Consider the following 24,747-nt stretch of genomic DNA (forward strand, 5'->3'; position numbering starts at 1 on the left):
GCGAAACGAGAAGAGGCAGCCCGGGGAAGGCGGCCCCTTCTGCGCTTCGCGGCCATCGCCCATCGCGCCCTTTCACGCATCGCGCGTCAGAGCTTGAGTTCCCACATGGAGGCTTTGTACGAGATGCCGGGGCTGACCTCGACCGTGAGCGTCCTGGCGTCGGCCGGGGTGTCGAAGGCGAACGTCAGCGTGGCCTTCTTGCCGGGCAGGAGCGATTCGGTCAGGCCGCGGCCGGCCTTCTCGTCGAAGATCCGCTCGGCCTTGGCGCCGTCCTTGCCCGTGCGGGCATCGGCGGCCAGCAGCGCGCCGTCGAACTTCTCCTTGCCCGCGTTCTCGATGACGACCGTCACCAGGTAGGCCTTGTTGCCCTTGGTGTGGCCGGCCGCGAACTCTCCGGGGGTGTACGCCGTGGCCTGCGAGACGGTCACCTTCAGGTCGTCGTCGTAGATCGAGGTGTCGCCGGCCTCCAGGAGGTCGGTGGCCTCAGGCTTGTCGGTCGGGTCCGCGCCTTTTGTGGCGCCGCTCGTGTCACCGGCGGCTTTGGCGTTGCTGCCCGCGGCCGGCTCCTTCGACGAGGTGGCGTTGCTGGTCGCCTTGTTGATCTCGTCCACCGCGTCGCCCACCAGCTTGAACGTGATGACCGCACCGACCACCGCGAGGATCAGCGCGACCAGGCCGAGGATCGCACCGGTGGTGGTCGCGCCCTTGTTGGCGGCCTCGCCGCGCTTGACCCGGCCCCGGCCCGACAGGCCGAGGATCAGGGCGAGCAGGCCGAGGATGCCGGACAGCCAGAAGAAGAAGGGGATCAGGCCCGCGAGGGTGCCGATGATTCCGAGCACCAGCGCCGCCGTGCCCAGCCCGTTGCGCGCCGACTGGGGGCCCAGGGTGTGGGGAGCGAAGCCGTAGGGGTGCCGAGGGTCGTACGGAGTCTGGTGCATGGAGCGGGACATGGGGGTGGCCCTTTCCGGACGTGGAATGTGTCGGGACCTGGCGTGTAGCGAACCCGTGAAGCGCCGCCGCGTGGCGACGAGTCAATGACAGCAGAGGCTGTGAACCGAGTCAACGCGATTCGCGAATTCGAGATTTACTCATACTGTGAAGTGATGTCTCCCCTTCGCGCCGCTATGATCGGTGCCACAGCAGACGGATCGGCGCGTAACCGATCAGCGGGTACGGATGAGGGAGTCAGCCAAGTGGCGGAGAACGCAAGCGAGGTGACCGCCGCCGAGATCGCCCGGCTCGCGGGAGTGGGACGCGCCGCGGTCAGCAACTGGCGGCGTCGGCACGCCGATTTCCCACGGCCCGTCGGCGGCACCGAGACCAGCCCCTCCTTCGACCTCGCCGAGATCGAGCACTGGCTGCGCGACCAGGGCAAACTCGCCGAAGTCCCGTTGCGTGAACGGGTCTGGCAGCAGCTCGTGGGCCACCCCTTTGGCCCTGTTGCCGCCCTGGTGCGGTCGGGCTGCGCCCTGCTGCTCGTACGCGACCGGCACCCAGCCTGGCTGGAGTTGGCGCAGGTCTCCGACGAACGGATGGCGGCACGGCTTCCGGCGGCGCTGGACCAGGTACTGACGGCACGCTTCGGTGAGGACACGACGGCGCTGTTCGGCGGCCTGTTCACACCTGCGGCCTCCGGCGGTGATCCGGCCCCGCTCCGGGACTCCGTACCGCTGCTGCGCGCCGTCGCCGAACTCGCCGCCGAACTGGGCGCGCGTCAGGCGTTCGAGTTTCTGCTCGGCCGTCACCTCGACGCCAACCCCCGGCAGTACACCCTCACTCCGCCCGGCCCCGCCGCGCTGATGGCGGCGCTCGCCGGGCCCGCCCTACGGTCCGTGCTCGACCCCGCGGCGGGCACCGGCACCCTGCTTCGGGCCGTCGAACGCCCCACGGCCCTGTCCGCGCAGGACGCCGACCCGGACCTCACCGCGCTCACCGCCCTGCGCCTGGCCCTGCACGGCGACGCGAGTGTCAGCGCCCGCGCCGGGGACGCCCTGCTCGCCGACGCCTTCGGGCAGGGCGCGTTCGACGCCGTCCTGTGCCATCCGCCCTTCAACGAGCGCAACTGGGGCCACGACGAACTCGCCTACGACCAGCGCTGGGAGTACGGCTTCCCGGCCCGCACCGAGTCCGAACTGGCCTGGGTCCAGCACGCGCTGGCCCGGCTGCGCCCCGGCGGAACGGCCGTCCTGATGATGCCGCCCGCCGCCGCGTCCCGCCGCTCGGGCCGACGCATCCGCGCCGGACTCCTGCGCCGTGGCGCGCTGCGGGCCGTCATCGCGCTGCCCGCCGGCGCGGCGCCCCCGTACGGGATCCCGCTCCACCTCTGGGTGCTGCGCAAGCCCGACGCCGGCCGGCCGGCCCCGCCCGAGCTGCTGTTCGTCGACACCGCGGAGCTGGCTGGGTCGGGCGGGGGCCGTGACAAGCTCGACTGGCAGGCCGTCCACACCGCCGTCCTCGACGCCTGGGGACCCTTCGAGCGGCAGGGCAAAGCGGAGGAGCAGCCCGGGGTCAGCCGCTCGGTCCCCCTCATCGAACTCCTCGACGACGACGTGGACCTGGCCCCCGCACGGCACCTGCCGCCCCCGGCGGCGGGCGGCGGCACCGACGAACTGCTGCGGGTACGGGACCGGCTCACCGAGATCCTCCGGCTGACCGGCGAACTCACCCCGGTGCCCGCACCACGGACGGGGCCCGCGCCCCGGCCCGCCACCTCCGTCGGCGAACTGGCCCGCGCGGGCGCGCTGGTGCTGCGCTCGGGCGGCTCCGGCTCCGCCCCGGCGGGCCACGCGCCCGTGCCCGTCCTCACCGAGCAGGACGTCTTCGCCGGTACGGCGCCTTCCGGCACGCTCCCCGAAGGCCCGCAGGAAGCGCCCGTGAGCGTCGAGGAAGGCGATGTCGTCGTGCCCGTACTCGGCGGCGGAACCGTCGTACGCGTCGTCGACGCCGCCACCGCGGGCGCGGCGCTCGGCCGCAACCTCCAGCTGCTGCGCCCCGACCCGGCCGCGCTCGACCCGTGGTTCCTCGCCGGCTTCCTGCGCGGCACCGCCAACAACCGGCAGGCCAGCAGTTTCGCCTCCACGGCGACCCGGCTCGATGTGCGCAGACTCCAGCTTCCCCGGCTGCCGCTCGCCGACCAGCAGCGCTACGGAGAGCGTTTCCGCGCGCTCGCCGCATTCGAGGACGCGCTGCGGCAGGCGGGAAAGCTGGGGGAGCAGCTGGTGCAGGGTCTGTACGACGGGCTGACGTACGGCAGCGTCGGGGCGTGACAGGTTTCGACAACGGTTCGGCACACCCCTGGAGCAGTTGTCCTTGGCGGTGTATACGCTCGTCCTCGGATACCGCCTCGTCCCCAGGCATTCAGGAGCGCCAATGCACGGCCCCGGCTACCCGCCTCAGCAACCGAAGCGCGACACACCCGCATTGGTGATCGTGCTGCGCGTGCTCTTCTCGGCCCTTCCGCTGCTGAGCTGCGGCGTGCTGTCGTGGGGCACGATGCTGCGGGTCGCGCTGCTGACTCGCCGCCCGCGCGACTGGGTGCTGTTCGCGGTGGTGTTCCTCTCGACTGTCGCCTGCTTCGGCGCCTTCATGTCGGACCCCACGAAGGGTCTGACCATGACCCGGTCCAACGTCGCCCTCGGTACCTTGCTCGGCGTGGCCGTCGCCGCCATGGCGTACTTCCTCTACGCGGACATCACGCACGTCCCCACACGGCCGGCGCAGCAGTACCACGGCCCGACGACGCCCCACGGCCTCCCGCCGCAGTCCCCGCCAATCCAGCAGATGCCGCCCGCGACGGCCACGCCCGGCTACAGCCACCCGCCTGTCCCGCAGCAGCAACAGGCGCACACGAGCGCCCCCTCCGGCACGCCCCGCATCGATCAGGTCCGCGCCGAGCTCGACGAGCTCAGCGACTTCCTCCGCAAGGGACATGACGGGGGACAGGACCACGGCCAGGACTGGGGCCGCGACCAGGGGCAGGGCCGGTGAACGGACGCGTCATCGCGAGCCGTTACGAGCTCTCGACAATCATCGGCCAGGGCGGCATGGGCCAGGTCTGGACGGCGTACGACCGCCGGCTCGACCGCCGCGTCGCCGTCAAGCTGCTGCGCCCCGACCACATGGCCGCGGCGACGGCGGCCGAGGACATGCGCCGCAGGTTCGTGCGCGAGTGCCGGGTCACGGCCCAGGTCTCGCACCCGGGCCTGGTCACCGTCCATGACGCGGGCAACGACAACGAAGACCTCTATCTCGTCATGCAGTACGTCGAGGGCGCCGACCTCGCCGACCATCTCGCCGAGCACGAGCCGTACCCGTGGGAGTGGGCCGTCTCGGTCGCCGCGCAGCTGTGCGCGGTGCTCGCGGCGGTGCACGCGGTGCCGATCGTCCACCGCGACCTCAAGCCGCGCAATGTGATGGTGAAGCCCGACGGCGCCGTCACCGTGCTCGACCTCGGTGTCGCCTCCGTCCTCGACGTGGACACCACGCGCCTGACCCACACCGGCTCGCCCATCGGGAGCCCCGCCTACATGGCGCCCGAGCAGGCGATGGGCGGCGCGGTCGGTCCGTACACCGACCTGTACGCCCTCGGGGTACTGCTGCACGAACTGCTGAGCGGGAACGTCCCGTTCGCGGGCCCCACCGCTCTCGGTGTGCTGCACCGCCATCTCTACGAGCCGCCGCTTCCGGTCCGTCAGATGCGCCCCGAGATACCGGAACAGCTCGAAGCGCTCGTCCTGCGGCTGCTGGCCAAGGACCCCCAGCACCGCCCGTCCGGCGCGCAGGACGTCTACGAGGCGCTGGTGCCGCTGCTGCCGGGCCGGGGTACCCCCGGAGGGCCCCTCGATCCGACCCGGCCCTTCCTGCGCCCGCACGCCCCCTGGCCGGACCGTGCCGCCACCCCGACCCCGCCGGTCACACGCCCGGCCCCGCCCGCGCCCCGGCCCGATGTGGCCGGCGCTGTCGACGAGGTCAAGCGTCTGCTCGGTGAGGGCAGCATCACCCAGGCCGTCGACATCCTCGGCGGGATCCTCCCGACGGCGGCTGCCGAGCACGGCGAGCACTCCCCGGTGGTTCGGATCCTGCGCAAGCAGTACGCGACGACGCTGATGGACGACGGCCAGTACCGCCGGGCCCTGCCGGAGTTGCGCCGGCTCGCCGACGACCGGGCCGCCGAGTCCGGCCCGGCCGACCCCCAGACGCTGCAGTTCCGCTACGACGCTGCGCAATGCCTGGAGCAGCTGGGGGAGGCGGCTGCCGCGCTCGCGGAGTACCGCGCCGTCCTGCCGTACTACGAGGGCCACCGCTCGGGCGTCGCGGACGCGGCGCGCGCCTTCGGCGTCCGTCATCGCATCGGCAACCTGCTGCTGGCGGTGGGAGACCACACAGCCGCGCGGGAGCAGCTCCAGCGCCTGCTGTATGACGTGGAGCGGGCCTACGGGCCGTATCACGCGCTGTCGGTCGAACTGCGGCGAGCGCTTGACCGGCAGCGGCAGTTCCACGGCGGGTGACGCCCGCGTGTGGGGCCGGACGGGATCCTGTTCCTATCTTCTGACGTGGCGCCAGAATTACGACTCCGTATCTGATGAGGGGACGGAACGGACTCGCCCGTTTAGTCCCTCCCGGTCCGTGTAGCGTGCGCGCGTTCGAATACTCGTTCCGTCTTCAAACAGCCCATGGCCACGCCGCCTCCCGCGTTCGCACCAGACCCCCAGCAGGTCCCCCCGCCCGTCGCGCCGGCGACTCCCGTCAAGAGCGGCAAGGGCAAGAAGGTGCTCAAGGTGATCGCGCTTCTCGTGGCCGCGGTCGTCGTGAAGTTCGGTATCTCCTACTTCTTCAACTCGCCGGTGCACGCCGAGGCGGGCGACTGCGTCCAGGTGACCGGAAGTGACACCGACCCCGACGTGTCGACGAGGGACTGCGGCGACAAGGACGCCAACTACAAGGTCGTCAAGGTCGTCGACGACACCTTCGACGTGAAGGCCTGCGGCTCCAGCGGCGAAGCCGCCCTGGCGCAGCAGTGGGAGCAGGAGAAGTTCGTCCTCTGCCTGGCGCCGGTCAAGTAGGACGCCACGCACCGCCGGTCGGGCGCGTCGCGCGCCCGACCGGCAGCGGCAGATCCCTCGCTGCATCCGCGCGTAGCCCTGAGCGCTCACCGTCTCGAACGGCAGCCGGACCGTCGTCGCCGTCCCGGTGTCCGCGTTCGACGATCCGAGCGCGGTCACCTTCTGGCCGCCCGACGCGCGGCGCGCCAGCCGGGCTACGGGCGGGTCAGCGCACGGCCCGCGAAGTCCGGCGCCGTGTCCGCCGTACGCATCGCGCTCGGCGACGAGGTCTGCTGGACCTGGTAGACGCGGGTCTGGTTGTCGGCCGTACGGAAGGTGTACGCCCAGACCGGACCGGCCGAGTTGGTGTACGTGAACGCGGTCGGCTCGGTGGCCGACGTCTCGAACGAGACCTTCTGCCAGGTGCGCCAGGCGCCGGAGCCCTGCGTGGTCTCGCCGGTGCTGTAGACGGAGCCGTCGCTGCCGCGGACCACGAGCTCGGTGAGACCGGTCAGCGGCGAGATCACCGCGCTCGGCGAGCCGTCGGCGGTGAGGGTGACGGGGGCGCCGTTGTCCTGGGCGGCATCGCCGAGCCCGCTCCACTCGCCGTAGGCGCTGCCTTCGGCGGACTGGGCGGCGGTCACGACCTTGCCGAGACCGTCCGTGGCGAAGACGCGGATGCGGTAGCCGGGGTAGACGACCGCGGTCGGGGTGCCGGTGACGGACTGCGCGCCGAGCGCCGACCAGGAGGACAACGTCCCGGCCTCCTTGAACAGCGCGGTGCTCAAGGCGCCGGAGGGCTTCTTGCCGAGGAGCTGGATGCCGTCGCGTACGGTCACGGCGGTGAAGGGACCGGTGAAGCCGGATCCCGCGAGCGGTTTCCAGCCCATGAAGTCCACATTGGCGCGCTGCTGGATGCGGTACCAGGGCTTGCCGTCGGCGTCCGCGGCGAACTGCACCAGGAGGCCGGAGGGGGTCTTCGCGGTCACGGCGTGCTGCGCCATCGCACCGGCCAGATCGATCCAGCCGCCCCAGTCGGCGCTGGACTTGGCGGCCTGGTTGCGCTGCCAGACGCTGCCGGAGGTGTTGTGCGCGGAGACGACGACACGGCCGTCGGTGTGCTCGGCGAGCGAAGGCTGTCCGGAGAAGGCCTCGTTGCCGGAGATCGTCGTCCACTGGACGTCGTTGGTGTTGGAGGCGTCCGGCATCCGGCCGTGCACCAGGCGGCCGATGCTGTCGGTGTACGCGAACTCCAGGGAACCGGCCGACGACTGCATCACCGAGGCGCGGCTGTAGTTCTCCAGCGCGGCGGACGGCGAGGCGGGGGTGTGGTTCACATCGATCCGGCAGGCGTCGGGCGCGCCGGAGACGGAGGTGAAGGCGGCCCAGCCGCTCGCCTCCAGCTGCTTGTTGTAGACGGGGAAGTCCCGGATGCCCTCGTCGAAGCGGTAGTAGGCCACCGCGCCGCCGCCCTTGACCCGGAAGAGGGTGTCGCCGCCGAAGGAGGTGATCGTTTTGGAGTCGCTCCAGTCCGCCGCGGACTCCAGGACGTGCCGCTCGAGCCAGCGCTGGCTGGTCATGTCGTAGCGGGAGCGGTAGAGCTTGCCGTCCGTCTTGCCGCGGCCGTAGATGACGCCCTTGTCGGCGGCGTAGATCGCGTCGTAGCGGTCCCAGCCCATGTCGACGATCCGGCCGCTGCCGGTGACGAAGTCCCCCGCGGCCGCGTCGTACTTGTACCAGCGCAGCCCGCCCGTCGTGCCGGCCAGCGTCCAGATGTAGCCGCCGCGGTCGATGGTGATCTCATCGGACTTGTCGGCGGCCTTGAACTCCGTGAAACCCGAGCTGATCTTCTTGTGGTGCACGTCCCATGTCGCGGAGGAGCTGATGCGGTGGGAGTAGTGCAGGCCGTCCGACTTGATCCCGTAGAACGTGGCCGCGGGGCCCGCCATCATCTGGCCGTAGCCGGTCCAGGTGGTGTCGATGACGCTGCCGTTCGGCACGGCCGCACCCGTCAGCGGGGTGGGCATGTCCTGCCTGCGAAGCTTGCCGGCCGTGTCGAGGGTGTACGTCGGACCGGTGGTGGCGCAGATGACCGGCGCGGCGGCGGCCTGTGCCGGGCCGGCGGGGAGCGCCACGAGCAGCGGGAGGGTCACGGCGAAAGCGGCGGCAAGGGCTGAACGTCTAATGTGTGTACGGGGTGAAGTCCTCATCATGGTCTGGACGTTAGGCGTCGTCAGGTGAACGCTGCGGTGGCCTTCACATGAACAAGATCCACTGGAACGCCAACTGCTGATGAACAGTCAGTACGCTTGTCACGCAAGCCTGTTGCTCGTGAATCACCTGCCGTCGCGGCGCATCCGGGTGCGGACCACGGGCATCAGGGCGACCGTGAGCAGCGCCAGCAGGCCCGCCGATCCGATCGCCGCCCCGGCCTTGAGGCCGGGCGGCCCGAACGAGCACTCCACCGTCGTCGAACCTCCGTCGAGCGGTACGGAGACGAGCCCGAGGTAGGAGGCTGCCGGATTGCCGTTGCAGCTCCAGCCGGCGATCCGGGGTGCGGCGAGCACCGCCGTCCCCCTGGTGCCGGGCGGGAGCTCGGCCCGTACGCCGCTGTCCGTGACCTTCACCGACACGGCTCCGGCCGACGTCAGCCTCTCCACGGCGGCGGCGAGCTTCGCCCTGTCCAGGCAGCCCAGAGTCGTACGCGGAGTGCCTCTGCTGTAACTCACCTTCTCGCCGGGCGAGTTCACCGTGCCGAGCGAGGTGAGCGCGGCCCGCCGCTTGGGTTGCCCGCCGCGCAGCATCACCTGGTCCCCGTCGCCGAGCCTTGCCCCGCCGGTGTAGTTCGGCGCCCACAGGAAGACCTCGCTGCCCACCGGGCAGGAGCCGCCGACCGGGGAGCCGTAGACCTTCGAGCCGAGCAGCAGCTCCTGGTTGCGGAAGGGGTTCCAGCCGTAGCGGCCCGTCGGCCCGGAGGTCCGTACGGTCACCAGCGGAGGCGTCCTGCCCGCCCGGATCACCTCCGGGCGGCTTCCGGCGCCGGTGCGGACCCGTGCGCGGACGGAGAAGATGGCGTCGGTGACCGGATTGTCCAGGGACTGCACACTGCGGCCGTTGGACGTCCAGCCCGCGCCGAGTGCGGCCAGCGTGCGCGTGTACACATCGGGGGTGTGACTGCTGTAGTACGAGCCGCCCTGTCCGCCGACGAGGATCGGGTCGTTGCCGGTGATCTGGTCGCGGCCCGGGTCGGTGCGGTAGCCGGGCCAGCCGTCGGCGCCCGCCACGGCCGCCGCCCGCTCGCTGTGCGGCTCGCCCCAGGCCGGGTAGTCGTCCAGCCTGCCGAGCCGCTGCCGGTCGGCGTAGGCGGCGGTCGCCGCGGCCTGCCCGACCAGCGCGCCGCTCAGCAGCAGTGCCGCGACGACGGTGTACTTCCCGCGCCGGGCCAGCAGCAGCCCGCCGATGACCGCGGCGACACCGGCCGCGAACAGGGGGAAGGTCCAGGCGGTGACCAGCTCGCTGGTGGATGCCCCGAGCGCGATCACCGCGACGACGGCGCCGCCGCCGAGCAGGGCGCGCCGCCCCGGCCAGTCGTACGAGAGACAGATCCAGGCGGTGATCACCAGGATGCCCGCGAAGACGAAGGTCTGCCGGTACGGGCTGCCGTTGGGCGTGGCGAACACATGCCACACCAGATGGGTCGGACCCCACTGCAGGGACACCAGCGTCGCCGCCGCGAGCCCTGTCCACAGCCACCGCTCCCGCCGGGGCACCGCGCTGTTGAAGGCGAGCGCGCAGGCGAGCAGCAGCGCCCCGCTGCCCAGGAAGACCGCGGGAGTGAAGAAGCTGTACGTCGCAGGCAGGGTGCGGGCGAACACATCGCCCCAGCCCGCAGGCGCGAACTCCTTCGTCCACCCCGGGTAGGCGTGCCGGGAGCCGAGGAAGACGGGGATCAGCACGGGTGTGGCCAGCGCGATCCCGAGCAGTACGGTCCTGGCCGCCCACAGCAGCGTCCGTATCCGCTCCTGTACGCCCCAGCCCGCCAGCAGCAGCCGGACGGCGAACACCAGCGCGGCCCCGATGGTGGCCATGTAGGCGGTGTAGAAGTTGGCGGTCCACACCACCGCGACGACCACCGGGCCGAGGACGGGCCGGCGTGCCGTGCGCGCCCACTCGCCGACCAGGCACATCAGCGGGAAGGCGACCAGGCCGTCCATCCACATCGGGTTGTACGACGCCTCGACGACCGACCAGCCGCACAGGGCGTACGACGCGCCCAGCACCGCCGCCATCCACCGGCGCCCGCCCTGGTGCAGCGTGAGCAGCAGCCAGGTCATCGCGGCCGCGGCCGTGGCCATCTTCAGCAGCGTGACCACATAGACGGCCAGATCGATCTCGTCCCGCGGAAACAGCCCGACCAGCAGCGAGTACGGGCTGGTCAGATAGGTCCCGAGGTCGGGCAGGAAGCTGGTGCCGTAGCCGGACTGCCAGTTCAGCAGCAGTCCTCCGTCGGCCCGCCCGTGCAGCAGATCCCACAGATGCGCATGGAACGGCACAAACTGATTGCCGAGGTCGTTCACACTGCGGGTGTGCGGTCCGAAGGGGAAGCTGCGGGCGACGGCGTCACCGGCGCACACCGCTCCCACGGTGATCAGGGCGGCGAGGGCGGCTGCGCGGCCGCGCGCGGATGGGGGAGTCCACATGATTCCTCGAATATGCCAGTACCGATCGTGAAAATATCCCGAGTGAAGCCCAGTTCACGAAATGGTCGCCTACGCGTCATGTGAGGAATCAGTCTCGGACATTCGGGTGGGATGGTGTGCTTCCGTGCTGATCTCGATAGTCGTGCCGTGTTTCAACGAAGAGGAGATCATCGGCCGCTTCCATGAACACGTGACCGCGGAAATGTCCCTGCTCGGACAGGAATTCGAGCTGGTCTATGTGGACGACGGAAGCCAGGACCGGACGCTCCCTCTCCTTGAGGGGATCGCCCTGGCCGACCCCCGTACCCGCTATGTCTCCTTCAGCCGGAACTTCGGCAAGGAGGCGGCGATGCTGGCCGGCCTCCAGCATGCCGACGGCGATGCGGTGGTCATCATGGACGCCGACCTCCAGCACCCGCCGGAGCTGGTCAGGCGCATGCTGAAACTGCACGAGGACGGCTTCGACCAGGTCATCGCCCGGCGCACCCGCAAGGGCGACCGGGTCACCCGGACCGTCACGGCCCGCGCCTATTACTGGCTGATCAACCGCCTGGTCGATGTGGAACTGGTCGACGGCGTGGGGGATTTTCGGCTCCTTTCCCGCCGCACGGTCGACGCGATCCTCGAACTCACCGAGTACAACCGCTTCTCAAAGGGCCTCTTCGCCTGGGTCGGATTCCGCACCACGACCTTCGAGTACGAGAATGCCGTACGCGAACAGGGCCGCTCCAAGTGGAGTTTCGGCAAACTGCTCAACTACGGCCTCGACGGGCTCCTCTCCTTCAACAACAAGCCGCTGCGGGCCGCCGTCTATCTCGGACTGGCACTGGTCACGCTCGCCATGGCGTACGCCGCCTGGATCGTCGGTGTCGCCCTGGTGAACGGCGTCGACACCCCCGGGTATGTCACCCTGCTGGTGGCGGTCACCGCACTCGCCGGCGTACAGATGCTGATGCTCGGAGTGGTCGGCGAGTACGTCGGCCGTATCTACTACGAGGTGAAGCGGCGACCGCACTTCCTGGTGAAGGCCACCAACGCCGGCCTTCCGCACCAGCAGGAAGGAGAGCGGCGTACTCGCACAGGGGAGCTCGTAAGACGATGACGGTCCGGGGCCAGATGGTCAGATTCGCCCTGGTGGGGGTGGTGAACACCGGGACGTACTACGGCCTGTACCTGGCCCTTCTGACCTGGCTGCCGTATGTGGCCGCCCATGTGATCGCCTTCCTGATCAGCATGGTCGGGTCCTTCTTCCTCACCTCGTACTTCACCTACAGGACCCGGCCGACCTGGCGGAAGTTCGTGCTCTTCCCGCTCACGAACGCGGCCAACTTCGTCGTCACCACCAGCGGGGTCTATCTGCTGGTGGACGTGCTGCACCTCAGTAGCCGCTACGCCCCGCTGCTGGCGGCGGGGGCCGCGGTCCCGATCACCTTCGTCGTCTCCCGGACCATCATGCTGCGGCCGGAGCCGATGGCGGCCCGCGAGAGGCAGGCACCGGTCAGCACCCGTCGGTGAGACCGCGGGGGGCGGCCGACGGTCGCCCCCCGCAGTCGCGTTGGGCAGGGCTACCGTGGCGCGGGCAGCGAGCGCGCGCTGAACGACGACGTCTGCTGGGCGGCGTAGAAACGCGTCTGGTTGTCCGCCGTACGGAAGCTGTAGGCCCACGTCGGGCCGCCGGCGTTGGTGTACGTGACCGCGGTCGGCTCGGTGGCCGAGGCCTCGAAGCTCTCCTGCTTCCAGGTGCGCCAGACACCGGAACCCTGGCTGGTCTCTCCTGTGTTGTAGACGAAGTCGTCGGCCGCGCCGCGCACGACGATCTCGGTGAGACCCGTCAGCGGGGAGATCACGGCGCTGGGCGAACCCTTGACCGCGAAGTCGCCGACCTGGCTCCACTCGCCGTACGCCCCGCCCTCGGCCGACTGCGCCGCGGTGACGACCTTGCCGTTCTGGCCGGTGGCGAAGACGCGCGCGCGGTAGCCGGGGTAGACGACGACGGACGGCGTGCCGGTGACCGTCTGGGCACCCAGCGAGGTCCAGGCCGACAGCGTCCCGTCGTCCTTGAACAGGGCGGTGGACAGGGTGCCGTCGGTGTTCCTGCCGATGAGCTGGATGCCGTCCCGCACCGCCGTGGTGGTGAAGGACCCGGTGAAGCCGGAGCCGGCGAGCGGCATCCAGCCCATGAAGTCGGCGTTGGCCGCGGTCTGGATGCGGTACCAGGGCTTGCCCCCGGCGTCGGCGGCGAACTGCACCAGCAGCCCGCCGGACGTCTTGGCGGTCACCGCGTGCTGCGCCATCGCGCCCGCCTGGTCGCTCCAGTTCGCCCAGTCCGCACTGGACTTGGCGGCCTGGTTGCGCTGCCAGACGCTGCCGGAGGTGTTGTGCGCGGTGACGGCGACGCGGCCGTCGGCCTGCTCTGCGAGCGAGGGCGTCCCCGCGAAGGCCTCGGTCCCCGAGACGGTGGTCCACTGCACGTCGTTGGTGTTGGAGGCGTCCGCCATGCGGCCGTGCACCAGACGGCCGATGTTGTCGGTGTACGCGAACTCCAGCGAGCCGGTCGAGGACTGCAGCACCGCGGCGCGGCTGTAGTTCTCCAGCGGCACCGACGGCGCGGCCGGGGTGTGGTTGGTGACCAGGCTGCAGTTGTCGGGCCTGGAGGTGACGTTGGGGAAGTTCTGCCAGCCGCCCGCGGCCACCTGCTTGGCGAGAACCGGCCAGGTACGGGTGTTCTCGTCGTAGCGGTAGTACAGAGCCTCGCCGCTGGTCCGCACGGCCACCAGGGTGTCGCCGCCGCCCGCGGTGAGGGTCTTGAAGTTGCCCCAGGCCGCGGAGCCGACGAGGACGTGGCGTTCGATCCAGCGCTGGCTGGTGAGGTCGTAGCGGGAGCGGTACAGCCGGCCGTCGGCGGCGCGCCCGTACAGGACGCCCTTGTCGCCGGCGGTGATCAGGTTGTAGCGGTCCCAGCCCTTGTCGAGGACCTTCAGGGAGCGCAGGCCGCCACCCGTTCCGATGGTCGCGTCGTACCGGTAGGCGTAGAGCTGGCCGAGGTTGTCGGCCACATACAGCCAGCCGTCGCGGTCGACGGTGGCCTGCTCGCGGTCCGCGGCGTTCGCGAGCCAGCCGAGGGCGGTGCTGATCCTCTTGGGGTTGATGTCCCAGGTGCCGCTGTCGGTGCGGTGGGCGTAGTACGTGCCGTCCGACTTGAAGGCGTAGAACTCCCCGTTCGGTCCGGCGAGCACCTTGCCGTAGGCCCCCCAGCCCGCGCCTGCCGTGCTGTATGCCGAGAACGTGGAGCCGGTCAGCGGCGTTGCCATCGTGTACTGGAGCAAAGACCCCGACGCGTTGACGACGTAGGTCTTGCCGCCCGGCGCGCAGGTCGCCGACTCGGCCGCGTGCGCCGTACCCGGCATCGCTATGAGCAGCGGCAGAGCGGCGGTGGCGGCCGCCGCGGTGAGTGCGCGCCGCTTCGATGGAAAGATGAACCTCATTCAAGCCTCAACTGTCGTTCCGTCAAATGAGCCTGCATGGCTACCTCTTGAGGCTCCGAGGCGGAACCCCCCCCTGGCGACCATGAACATTACGGGTGATCACGGGCTTCGTGATCACGGACGGATAACGGCCAGATGAATGGTCTACACAATCAGTCGACATGGTCATCACAAACAGTCAGGATCTTCCTGCTCATTCGCTTCTGTCCTGTGGGGGACCGCCGGTGTACCGGAGACTCGCGCGCAATTTCCTGATGACCAGGCTGCGCGGCAGCAATTGGTTCAAGGTCATCGGCGTCGCCGGAGCCCTGGTGATCGCGGTGGGCTCGCTCGCCGTCGCCGGCGCGGGCTTCCCCCTCTTCCCGGGGGATCCTGCCGCCGCGAAGGGCCCCGGCCAGCGCTGGGGCAGTGCCGAGGGCCGGAGTCACATCGCGAGCGGTTCCGGCAATACCGAGGCCCCCCGATCGCTGCGCTCCAAGTACCCGCTCAGGAGCCCGGCTTCGGCCAGACCCGCCGCCGGGCGCAACACCGCCGAGGTCGTCGCGCCGCCCGCGCCCAAGGTCAAGGGCTTCGACCGCGGGACCAGCCGGGAGATCGTCTCCGAACGCGACGCGCGCAGCCGCATGTACGCCAACGAGGACGGCACGCGCACCAGCGAGCTCTCCACAACCCCCATCAACTACCGTGACGAGCACGGTACCTGGCAGCCCATCAACACCGCACTGACCCGGCAGGAGGGCGGCTGGGTCAACGCCGCCGACTCCGTCGGCCTGCGCATCGCCGAACGCGCCGACGCGCCCCGGCTCGCCGCCGTCACCCTTCCCTCGGGTGAGTCCTTCGGCTACGGACTGAGCGGCGCCACCGCCGCCACGGGCACCGCCGAAGGAAACCGCGTCGCGTACGAGAAGGTCCTGCCCGGCACCGACCTGTGGCTCGACTCGCAGGCGGGCGGGGTCAAGGAGACCCTCGTCCTGCGCTCCGCCGACGCCCCGAGCAGCTTCGTCTTCCCGCTCAGCCTCAGCGGCCTCACCGCGCGCGCCGGTGAAGGAACGATTGTCCTCGCCGACGACGAGGGCCGCACCAAGGCCGTGATCCCGGCCGGCTTCATGGAGGACGCCAAGGGCGCCGTCTCGCACGCCGTCCGCTACGAACTTCTCCAGCAGGGCGGCGGCCAGGCCCTGAAGGTGACCGCCGACGCCACCTGGCTCGCCGACCCGGCCCGCGCCTTCCCGGTCCGTATCGACCCCTCCGTCGACACCACCGCGGCCTCCACCTCGATGTACGTCAGGAGCGGCGGAAGCTCCGTCGTCGGCTCCAGCGAACTCCAGGTCGGCAAGGGCCCGTCCGGCGCCACCTACTCCTTCCTCGGCTTCCCCGGCCTCGACGAGGAGCTGCGCCGCCACCGCATCTTCGGCGCGCAGCTGCAGATCGTGAACTTCGACTCGGCCTCCTGCAAGCCGCGTTCGGTCTCCGTGCACCCGGTCACCGAGTCCTGGACGGCCGGCACCGGCACCTCCTACCCCGGTCCCGCGGTCGGCGGCTCGCTCGCCTCGAAGTCCTTCGCGTACGGCTACATCGGCTTCGGTCAGTCCCAGTCCGCCTGCCCCGCCGCGGGCGAACTCTTCGACCTCGGCAAGGGCGGCCGCGACCTGGTGCAGCGCTGGGTGGACGGCACCCAGCCCAACCACGGTCTGTCCCTGCGCGCTTCGGCCTCCGACTCGCTCGCGTTCAAGAAACTGACCGGCCACTCGACGGCGAACCCGCCGAAGCTGTTCGTCACGCACTCGCCCTACAGCGCCGCCTACTCCTTCCCCAAGCCCGTCCCCGACCCGCCGGTCCTCCAGAACCAGGCCGGCAAGGTCAAGGTCACCGTCACCAACAAGGGCGCGGAGACCTGGACGCCGGGCACCTACTACCTCGCGTACCGTGCCTTCAACTCCAAGGGCAAGCTGGTCACCCAGCAGCGCGCCGCCAACCTCACCGGCAATGTGGCGTACGGCGCGAAGACCACCCTGGACGCGACCATCAAGGCGCTCCCTCCGGGCGCTTACATGCTCGACTTCACGATGGTGCGCCAGGGCGGCAAGGTCTTCACCGACGAGCAGGTGCCGCCCGGCCGGCTGACCCTCCAGGTCTTCGACATCGCCCCGGTGGTCAAGGAGCAGTTCCCCGGGAACGGCTACCAGGCGCAGACGCTGACCCCGCAGCTGTGGGCGAGCGGCGTGGACATCGACGCGCCGCCCGGCTCCGCGCTCCGGTACAAGTACGAGATCTGCGAGGCGGACAAGGACGGCAAGCCGACCGGCTGCACCACCTCCGCCTACCAGACCAGCTCCGCCTATCCCGTCCCGGCCGGGCGGCTGAAGTGGGGCAAGACCTATCTGTGGCGCGGATTCGTCAAGGACGCCTCCAACGAGGTGCCGACCGCGCAGATCGCCCTGGTGGCCGCTGTCCCGCAGCCCGAGATCACCTCCCGACTCTCCGAGGCGCAGGGCAAGGAGTTCGACCCGAACGTCGGCAACTTCACCTCGGCGGCCATCGACGCGCCGATCACGGGTGTGGGCCCGGAGCTGACCCTCGTGCGGACGTACAACAGTCTCGACCCGCGCCGTGACCTCGCCTTCGGCGCCGGCTGGTCGACCCGCTACGACATGCGGCTCACCCCGGACGACGACGGCACCGGCAATGTCGTCATCCGCTACCCGGACGGCCAGGACGTCCGCTTCGGCAAGAACTCCGACGGCACCTTCGCTCCGCCGCCGGGCCGGTTCGCCAAGCTGACGTACGACTCGACGGCCAACACCTACAAGCTGCAGGACAAGTCCGGAACGACCTATGACTTCAGCACCACCGGTCTGCTGATAAAGATCACTGACCAGTACTCCAACGCTGTCACCTATACGTACAGCTCAGGAAAGCTGGCGACCGCGGCAAACGCGCGCAGCAATCGTTCGCTGACCTTCACCTGGACCGGCGCGCATGTGACCAAGGTGTCCACGAACGCCGTCGACGGGGCCCCGCTGAGCTGGAACTACACCTACACCGGCGATCTGCTGGACAAGGTCTGCGACCCGGAGGGCGGCTGCACGCAGTACACCCACGGCTCGGGCAGCCACTACGGCACCACCGTCCTCGACTCCCGGCCCCAGTCCTACTGGCGGCTCGGCGAGGACGAGGGCGCGGCGGCCAACAGCACCATCGAGGCCAACCTCGGCAAGGACCGCGGCACCTACTCCAACGTCACTCTGGGCGCGGCTGGTGCGATCACCGGTGACCCCGGCACCGCGGCCGGCTTCAACGGCACGACCTCACGCGTCGACCTGCCCACCGGGACCCTGAAGAAGAGCCGTGACGCGGCCGTCGAGGTCTGGTTCAAGACCATCGCCACCGGCCTGGGCGGGCCGCTCGTCGGCTACCAGAACAAGGCGTGGGGCACCACGCCCACCACCGGCGTCCCGACGCTGTACGTCGGCACGGACGGAAAGCTGCGCGGCCAGTTCTCGACCGGCACCGTCGCCCCGATCACCGACGTCACCAGGAACGTCAACGACGGCAAGTGGCACCACGCCGTCCTGTCGGCCTCCGGCTCCACACAGAGCCTGTACCTCGACGGCAAGCTGTCCGGCACCATCACCGGCAAGCAGCTCGTGCAGGGCGACCTGACGTACAACCAGATCGGTGCGGCCAACGCCACCACCCCCGCCTCCTGGCCGGGCTGGGGCACCGCCGGCGCCAAGTCCTTCGCCGGCACCATCGACGATGTCGCCGTCTACCACCACCCCCTCGGCTCCGCGGCCGTCGCCGGCCACTACCGCGAGGGAACCCGCACCGCGGACGTCCTGAAGAAGACGACGCTGCCGTCCGGCCGCATCGCCTCCGAGGTGCAGTACGACACCACCCGGGACCGCGTCGAGGAGTACACGGACCGCAACGGCGGCACCTGGAAGATCGGCACCCCCGCGGTCTTCGGCAACGACAAGGACCTGCGGCGCACCGTCGAGGTGCGCGACCCGATGGACGCCCCGTACTTCTACGAGTACGACGGCATGACCGCGCGGATGCTGCGCTACGGCGAGCCGATGGCGCTCGGGGCCCGTGAACCTGCCGCCCCCTCGCCCTCGCCTTCGGGCAGTACACCTCCGGGTGAGGTCTGCACCGAGCCCGACCCAGGCGATCCGGCCTTCTGTACCCACCCGATCGGGGGCGGTGGCAGCGAGCCCGACTTCATCCGGTACCCGCTCGACGGTGTCGCCATCCGTTCCTTCGGCTATAACGACAATGGCTTCCAGACAGAAATCACCAGCGAGAACGGTGACACCGTCAAGCTGGGCTATGACGACCGCGGCAATGTGACCAGCCGCACCACCTGCCGGGCCAAGGACAACTGCCAGACCTCGTACACGACGTACCCGGCATCGACCGGCGACTTCGACCTGAAGGCCGATCAGCCATCCGAGACCCGCGACGGCCGCTCGTCCGGGCCGACGGACAACCGCTTCCGCACCCAGTACACGTACAGCACGAGCGGTGCGCTGGCCACCCAGACAGCGGCCGACGGCGGCAGCGTCAGGAACACCTACACGACCGGCATCGAAGGGGCCATCGGTGGCGGCAACACGCCGACCGGGCTGCCTCTGACCACGACCGATCCGCGCGGCAAGATCACCCGGTACCAGTACTTCAAGAGCGGTGACCTGGCACAGGTGACTCAGCCTTCAGGCCTGGTCACGAAGTTCACCTACGACGCGCTCGGCCGCAAACTGACCGAGACCGTGGTGTCGGACGCCCAGCCCACCGGCACGACCTCGAACTTCACCTATGACAAGCTCTCCCGGGTCGTCTCCAGTACGGAGCCGGTGGCAACGAACGTCATCACACTCGGCAAGCACCAGCAGAAGACGGTCTCGACGTACGACGCCGACGGCAATGTGGTGCGCACCGAGGTCAGTGACGTACTGGGCGGAGATCCGTCGCGTGTCATGACCTTCGAGATGGACGACCACGGCCGCGCCGAGAAGGCGGTCGATGCCGAGGGCAGCGAGACGACCTACACCTACGACATCCTCGGCAACAAGACCTCGATGGTCGACGCCAACGGCAACAGGTTCTCGTATGTGTACACCGCCCGGAACATGATGGCCGAGACGCGGCTGCACGACTGGGACGACGACGGCGGTGACGACGACTACACGGTGCTCCAGTCCTACGCGTACGACATGGGCGGCCGGGTCGCCCGGCACACCGACACCATGGGCCGGACCCTGAGATACGAGTACTACGGGGACGACCTGGTCAAGTCCATAACTCTGAAGGACTTCCGCAACCCCGACGGCACCAAGCGCGACATACTCGTCGAGTCCAACACATACGACGGCGCCGGAAACGTCCTCACCGAGACGGCGAACAACGGCAAGCTGGTCACGCAGTACACCTATGACGCGGTCGGCCGTCAGAAGTCCGAGGTCACGGACCCGACCGGGCTCGGACGCCGGACCACCAACACCTACGACCTCGCCGGCAATGTCGAGACCATCACATCCAACGGTGCGCCCTCCAATGTGCCGTGGCCGACCAGCGTCACCCCCGAGACCGTCCGCTATGTCTACGACGACGCGGGCAACGCCAAGCAGGAGATCGTCGAGAACGGTTCGGACCCCCGCACCACGGTCTACGAGTACGACCAGCGGGGCCTGATGAAGGCGAAGACGGACCCGGCGGGCAACCGCACCGACTACGCCTTCGACGAGCTCGGCCGGCCTCTGTCGGTCACCGCGCCCGCCGTCCAGACCGAGTCGAACGGCTCCGCGCCCGTCTCCTCGCGCCCCACCACCTACAGCGGCTACGACACCTTCGGAGCCGTGACCGAGTCGGTGGACGCGCTCGGCAACACCAACCGCACGATCTACGACAAGCTCGGACGGGTGCTCACGAGCTCCGCGCCGTCGTACACGCCTCCCGGCTCGACCGAGACCCTCACCCCGGCCACCAGCAACGCGTACGACTCGCTGGGCAATGTCGTGGAGCAGACCGACCCGCTGGGACGCGTCACCAAGTTCACGTACGACCGCCAGAACCGGATGACCGTCAAGGACGAGCCGGTCGGTACCGGCGACGATCGCGCCCAGTGGAAGTACACCTACACCCGCACCGGTGAGGTCCTCACGGTCACCGACCCGAACGGGTCCCGCGCCGAGACGACCTACGACGACCTCGACCGTCCGGTCACCACCACGCAGATCGAGCGCAAGCCGCTGCCCGGGGCCTTCACGACCCGCAACGACTACGACGACGCGGGCAACGTGGTGAAGCAGACCGCGCCGGGCGGCGGTGTCAGCCAGTTCACCTATGACGCGCTCGGCCAGATGACGCGGATGGTCGCCCCCTCCGGCGTCTCCACCCAGCTCGGTTACGACATGAGCGGCCGCGAGGTTCGCCGGGTGGACGGCCTGGGGCGCACGTCGGCCAAGTACTACGACGGACTGGGCCGGCTGAGCCGGGACACGGACCTCGATCCGGTCGGCAACCAGCTGCGCGAGGTGGGCTACGGCTACGACAAGGCCGGCAACCTGACCTCGTCGACCGACCCGCTGAACCGGGTCACGACCTACACCTACGACGCACTGAACAGGCTCACCAGCCAGACCGAGCCGGTCTCGGCGGGCAAGTCCATCACCACGTCCTTCGGCTACGACGCGCTGGGCAACCGCACCCGCTACACCGACGGCCGCGGCAACAGGACGATCTACACGGTCAACACTCTGGGTCTGTCCGAGTCGGTGATCGAGCCCTCCACGGCGCGCGACCCCTCACCCGAGGCCCGCACCTGGACGACGGCGTACGACAAGGTCGGCCAGGCGGTGAAGATGACCGCGCCGGGTGGTGTCGTCCGCGAGCGCGACTACGACAAGGCCGGACAGCTGGTCCGCGAGAGCGGCACGGGCGCCGAGGTGGCGACCCCGGAGAAGACGTTCCAGTACGACCCCGCCGGGCGGCTCACCAAGGCGTCGTCCCCCAAGGGCGACAACACCTACGCGTACAACGACCGCGGCGCGCTGCTGAAGGCGGACGGGCCGTCGGGCAAGGCGGAGTACGAGTACAACAACGACGGCCAGCTCGTCAGCCGCACCGACGCGGCGGGCACGGCGGTCTTCGGCTACGTCAAGCAGCAGCTGAACTCGGCGACGGACCCCCTCACCGGCGTGGCCCAGAGCTACGGCTACGACGGCGCCGGCGCCGTCAAGCAGATCAACTACGGTGCGGGCCAGTCGCGTTCGTTCACGTACGACAATCTGGGCCGGCTCGACACCGACACGGTGAAGAGCAGCGGCGGAGGCACGGTCGCCTCGACCGACTACGGCTACGACACCGACGACCACATGACGTCGAAGAAGACGGTCGGAACCGCCAAGGCCGGCGAGAACACCTACGGCTACGACGACGCGGGCCGACTGACCTCATGGACCGGTGACGGCCAGACCACCCAGTACGACTGGGACGACAGCGGCAACCGGATCAAGAACGGCGCCAAGACGTCCACGTTCGACGAGCGCAACCGGCTGCTGTCCGACGGGGACTACACCTACGACCACACCCCGCGCGGCACGCTGGCCACCCGTACCAGCTCCGGTCTGACGGAGAACTTCACCTTCGACGCCTTCGACCGCATGACCAAGGCGGGCGAGTCGGGGACGCAGTACACCTACGATTCCCTGGACCGTGTGGCCTCCCGCAACGGCGCGGACTTCAGCTACGCGGGCCTCGCGCCGGACCCGGTGAAGGACAACTCCTCCACCTACGGCCGAGGCGCGGCGGACGAGCTCATGTCGGTCGCGGAGGGCACCGGCCCGGCGCAACTGACCGTCACCGACAAGCACGGCGACGTGGTGGGCGACATGTCCCCGACGAACGGCGCGGCGGCCTCGCTGACCGGGTCGACGGCGTACGACCCCTTCGGCAAGAAGCTCGGCGCGTCGGGCGTGTCCGGCAACGCGGGCTACCAGGGCGACTACACCGACCCGGACACCGACCAGGTGAACATGGGGGCGCGCTGGTACGACCCCGGCACGGGTGTCTTCGACTCGCGGGACTCCTACACCTACGCCTCGGGCGCGTCGGTCCTCGCCAACCGGTACACGTACGGCGCCGGTTCGCCGATGGACTTCACGGACCCGGACGGGCACTGGCCGAGCTGCGGCTGGTGCAAGAAGGCCGGTAACTGGATAGGCAAGAAGGTCTCGCAGGGCGCGAGCTATGTCTACAAGGGCGCCCGCGCGGTCAAGAACGGCCTCATGTACGCCGTCCGCCATCCGATGTCGGCGCTGAGGTACACCTTCAACTTCCTCGGCAAGGCCGCGAGTTGGGCCTATGAGAAGTCCGGCCTGAAGTCGGTGGTGAATGGCATCGCCTCCGCGGCCAAGTGGGTCGGTCAGAAGACCGGGATCACACAATGGGCGCGGGAAAAGGCGGCCGAGGCGCGCAGAGCCGCCTACCGGGCCAAGGAGTACGTCACGCAGAAGGCCAAGGCAGCGGCGTCCTATGTTGCCAAGCACAATCCGATCCCGGAGATCGTGGCCGCGACGAGGCCGCTGCTGGCGGTGGCCAAGGCGATCGTCACGGCCGATCCGAACCTTCCGGCGATCCTGGTCTCCGCCACCCGCGACGTCATCGCGGACGTCGCGAAGGCCACGGACGCGATCCGCGACGCGGTGGTCGAGCAGGTCGGCAACGTCGTCGAGAACGTCGCGAACGCGGTCGACTGGGGCGCGGTCTGGGAGGGCGTGAAGACCGTCGGCAATGTGGTCGGCGAGGTCACGGGCTTCAACGACATCAAGAACTGCGTGACCAAGGGCGACATGGAGGCCTGCGCCTGGGCGGTCGCGACGGTGGCGGGCATGGCGCTCGGCGGCGCGGGAGCGGGCCTGGTCCGGGCGGCGAAGGCCGGGCGGATGGCGGCGAAGGCGGCGAAGTACGCGGACAACATCGCGAAGGCGGCGAACAAGGTCGAGAAGGCCGAGGAGGTGGTCGACAAGGTCGAGACGGCGGTCGAGTGCGTGCAGCTCGCCTCGGACCTGGTCGGGAACAGCTTCGTCCGGGGCACCGAAGTGGTCATGGCCGACGGCTCCCGCAAACCGATCGAGAAGGTCGAAGCCGGCGACGAGGTGATGGCCACCGACCCGACGTCCGGGAAGACCTCCAAGCAGGAGGTCACCGCGACGATCGAGGGTAAAGGCCTGAAGAAGCTGGTCCGGCTCACGGTCGACACGGACGGCGACAAGGGCGAGGCCACTGAGAAGATCACTGCCACGCTGGGCCACGCGTTCTGGGTCCCGTCGCTCGGGAAGTGGCTGAAGGCCGGCGAACTGAAGCCGGGCCAGTGGCTGCAGACGGGCAGCGGCTCCTGGGTCCAGGTGGAGGCGGTCCAGGCGTGGACGCAGCAGGCGACGGTCTACAACCTGAGCGTCGACAGCGCGCACACGTACTTCGTGGCGGCGGGCCAGACGTCGGCCCTTGTACACAACTGCGGTACCGGCAAGGGAACGCGAGGCGCGACGGGGAAGTTCAAGCCCACGGTCACCGTGCACAGGGCCCAGGGCAACTGGAACATGGACGACCGGATCTCCGAGGCGACCGGGCTGCGTGACGAAGCGGCGCGGGCGGCGACGGGCAAGGCGAAGAGCCGTACGTACACCGCTGCTGTGAACAGGAAGAACGGCGACATCGCAGTAGGCTGCTCGGGCAACGGAAGCTGTGCGGAGCCGAACATCCTCAACCACACCGGCTGGGACGCGGACGATGTCACCTTCACCCGGGCGGTTCGCAGAGAGGACATCGGCGACGGAATGGGGAAGGTCTTGCAGGAGAAGGAGATCTGTGTGGTCTGCCAGGGCAATTACCCACCAGGGAATTTCGTCCCCGGAGTCCTCTACGACCCCAAGGGTCCCTGGATGATCGGCAAGCCATGAGGGCCTCGCTCCTTGAATTGGCGCGCCATGACTGGGCCGGTCTGCGGTGTGGGTGCAGGGAGTCGGGCGCGCACCTGCCGGAGACCTTCTCCAAGCTCCTCGAAGCCGGGGCGATCGAGGAGACCGTGGGGCACAGGCTGGACGGCCACCTGGAAGAGCAGTCGATGCTGTTCCAGGTGGCACCCCACGCCGTTCCGGTGGTCCTGGCAGCGCTCCAGGAAGATTTGCCGAGGTTCGTCAGGAGCCATCTGCTGACCGTGCTGTGGCGGCTGGTGACGGGGGAGTCCCACCGCAGCGAGGCGGAAGCGGGTCTTCCCGACCTCGAAGAGGACTGCTGTGCGGCGGCACGGGAAGGGATCTGGCAGCTCTACCAGGAGGCAGCCTCCGGAGACGTGGAGACGGCGCTCGACATCCTTGAGTTTGTGGATCTCGACGAGCAGCGCTTCGAATACTTCCGGTCAGCCCTTGCCGCCCGCCTGAAGCGACACCAGCCGTAGCGGCGGCGGTCCGTCGCTTCACGTACCACAATCCGCCGCCGAATCGTTGGTCGAACCAGTGG

The 24,747-nt window shown here is 69.6% G+C and carries 12 protein-coding genes; 8 read left to right on the plus strand and 4 right to left on the minus strand.

Annotation, left to right across the window (positions count from 1 at the left end; genetic code table 11):
• Positions 1-86: 86 nt before the first annotated feature.
• Complete coding sequence (locus OG293_RS21360; protein WP_406000383.1) at positions 87-950, minus strand: DUF4352 domain-containing protein; 864 nt, start codon at positions 948-950, stop codon at positions 87-89.
• Positions 951-1,214: 264 nt separating this feature from the next.
• Between OG293_RS21360 and OG293_RS21365 the strand changes: the two genes are divergently transcribed.
• From OG293_RS21365 to OG293_RS21380, 4 genes are all read left to right on the plus strand, one after another.
• Positions 1,215-3,266 (plus strand): N-6 DNA methylase, encoded by a 2,052-nt coding sequence (locus OG293_RS21365; protein WP_406003666.1) that lies wholly within the window; start codon positions 1,215-1,217, stop codon positions 3,264-3,266.
• A 103-nt stretch (positions 3,267-3,369) separates the two neighbouring features.
• Positions 3,370-3,987, plus strand: coding sequence for a hypothetical protein (locus tag OG293_RS21370; RefSeq protein WP_406000384.1), 618 nt, complete (start codon positions 3,370-3,372; stop codon positions 3,985-3,987).
• A complete protein-coding gene (locus OG293_RS21375) occupies positions 3,984-5,507 on the plus strand; it encodes a protein kinase domain-containing protein (protein WP_406000385.1) in 1,524 nt (507 codons plus the stop codon). Before OG293_RS21370 ends, OG293_RS21375 begins: the two co-directional genes overlap by 4 nt.
• Positions 5,508-5,672: 165 nt before the next feature.
• Complete coding sequence (locus OG293_RS21380; RefSeq protein WP_406000386.1) at positions 5,673-6,062, plus strand: hypothetical protein; 390 nt, start codon at positions 5,673-5,675, stop codon at positions 6,060-6,062.
• Positions 6,063-6,256: 194 nt separating this feature from the next.
• Here OG293_RS21380 and OG293_RS21385 read toward each other — a convergent pair whose 3' ends face one another.
• Together OG293_RS21385 and OG293_RS21390 are read right to left on the minus strand one after the other, a co-directional pair.
• Positions 6,257-8,194 carry a tachylectin-related carbohydrate-binding protein gene (locus OG293_RS21385; protein ID WP_406000387.1) on the minus strand — a complete coding sequence of 646 codons (1,938 nt, stop codon included), beginning with the start codon at positions 8,192-8,194 and terminating at the stop codon, positions 6,257-6,259.
• 183 nt (positions 8,195-8,377) lie between these two features.
• Positions 8,378-10,741, minus strand: coding sequence for a YfhO family protein (locus tag OG293_RS21390; RefSeq protein ID WP_406000388.1), 2,364 nt, complete (start codon positions 10,739-10,741; stop codon positions 8,378-8,380).
• 124 nt (positions 10,742-10,865) lie between these two features.
• On the opposite strand from OG293_RS21390, the gene OG293_RS21395 reads away from it, so the two are divergent.
• The gene (locus tag OG293_RS21395) at positions 10,866-11,843 is read left to right on the plus strand and encodes a glycosyltransferase family 2 protein (RefSeq protein WP_406000389.1); all 978 of its coding nucleotides are present in this window, start codon (positions 10,866-10,868) and stop codon (positions 11,841-11,843) included.
• On the plus strand, positions 11,840-12,256 hold the full coding sequence (locus OG293_RS21400; RefSeq protein ID WP_406000390.1) for a GtrA family protein: 417 nt from the start codon (positions 11,840-11,842) through the stop codon (positions 12,254-12,256). The genes OG293_RS21395 and OG293_RS21400 overlap by 4 nt, the downstream gene beginning before the upstream one ends.
• Before the next feature lie 50 nt (positions 12,257-12,306).
• On the opposite strand, the gene OG293_RS21405 is transcribed toward OG293_RS21400, so the two are convergent.
• The gene (locus OG293_RS21405; RefSeq protein ID WP_406000391.1) at positions 12,307-14,226 is read right to left on the minus strand and encodes a tachylectin-related carbohydrate-binding protein; all 1,920 of its coding nucleotides are present in this window, start codon (positions 14,224-14,226) and stop codon (positions 12,307-12,309) included.
• Positions 14,227-14,480: 254 nt separating this feature from the next.
• Between OG293_RS21405 and OG293_RS21410 the strand changes: the two genes are divergently transcribed.
• Positions 14,481-24,188 carry a polymorphic toxin-type HINT domain-containing protein gene (locus OG293_RS21410; protein WP_406000392.1) on the plus strand — a complete coding sequence of 3,236 codons (9,708 nt, stop codon included), beginning with the start codon at positions 14,481-14,483 and terminating at the stop codon, positions 24,186-24,188.
• Positions 24,185-24,685, plus strand: coding sequence for a hypothetical protein (locus OG293_RS21415; protein WP_406000393.1), 501 nt, complete (start codon positions 24,185-24,187; stop codon positions 24,683-24,685). Before OG293_RS21410 ends, OG293_RS21415 begins: the two co-directional genes overlap by 4 nt.
• The last annotated feature ends 62 nt before the right edge of the window (positions 24,686-24,747 follow it).

It is taken from the genome of Streptomyces sp. NBC_00829 (genome assembly GCF_045161795.1).
Lineage (GTDB): Bacteria > Actinomycetota > Actinomycetes > Streptomycetales > Streptomycetaceae > Streptomyces.

Bases quoted from the DNA above. Each gene is read 5' to 3' on its own strand.
- OG293_RS21360 (WP_406000383.1), bottom strand. From the start codon at position 950: ATGTCCCGCTCCATGCACCAGACTCCGTACGACCCTCGGCACCCCTAC.
- OG293_RS21370 (WP_406000384.1), top strand. From the start codon at position 3,370: ATGCACGGCCCCGGCTACCCGCCTCAGCAACCGAAGCGCGACACACCC.
- OG293_RS21380 (WP_406000386.1), top strand. From the start codon at position 5,673: ATGGCCACGCCGCCTCCCGCGTTCGCACCAGACCCCCAGCAGGTCCCC.
- OG293_RS21390 (WP_406000388.1), bottom strand. From the start codon at position 10,741: ATGTGGACTCCCCCATCCGCGCGCGGCCGCGCAGCCGCCCTCGCCGCC.
- OG293_RS21400 (WP_406000390.1), top strand. From the start codon at position 11,840: ATGACGGTCCGGGGCCAGATGGTCAGATTCGCCCTGGTGGGGGTGGTG.
- OG293_RS21405 (WP_406000391.1), bottom strand. From the start codon at position 14,226: ATGAGGTTCATCTTTCCATCGAAGCGGCGCGCACTCACCGCGGCGGCC.
- OG293_RS21410 (WP_406000392.1), top strand. From the start codon at position 14,481: ATGACCAGGCTGCGCGGCAGCAATTGGTTCAAGGTCATCGGCGTCGCC.
- OG293_RS21415 (WP_406000393.1), top strand. From the start codon at position 24,185: ATGAGGGCCTCGCTCCTTGAATTGGCGCGCCATGACTGGGCCGGTCTG.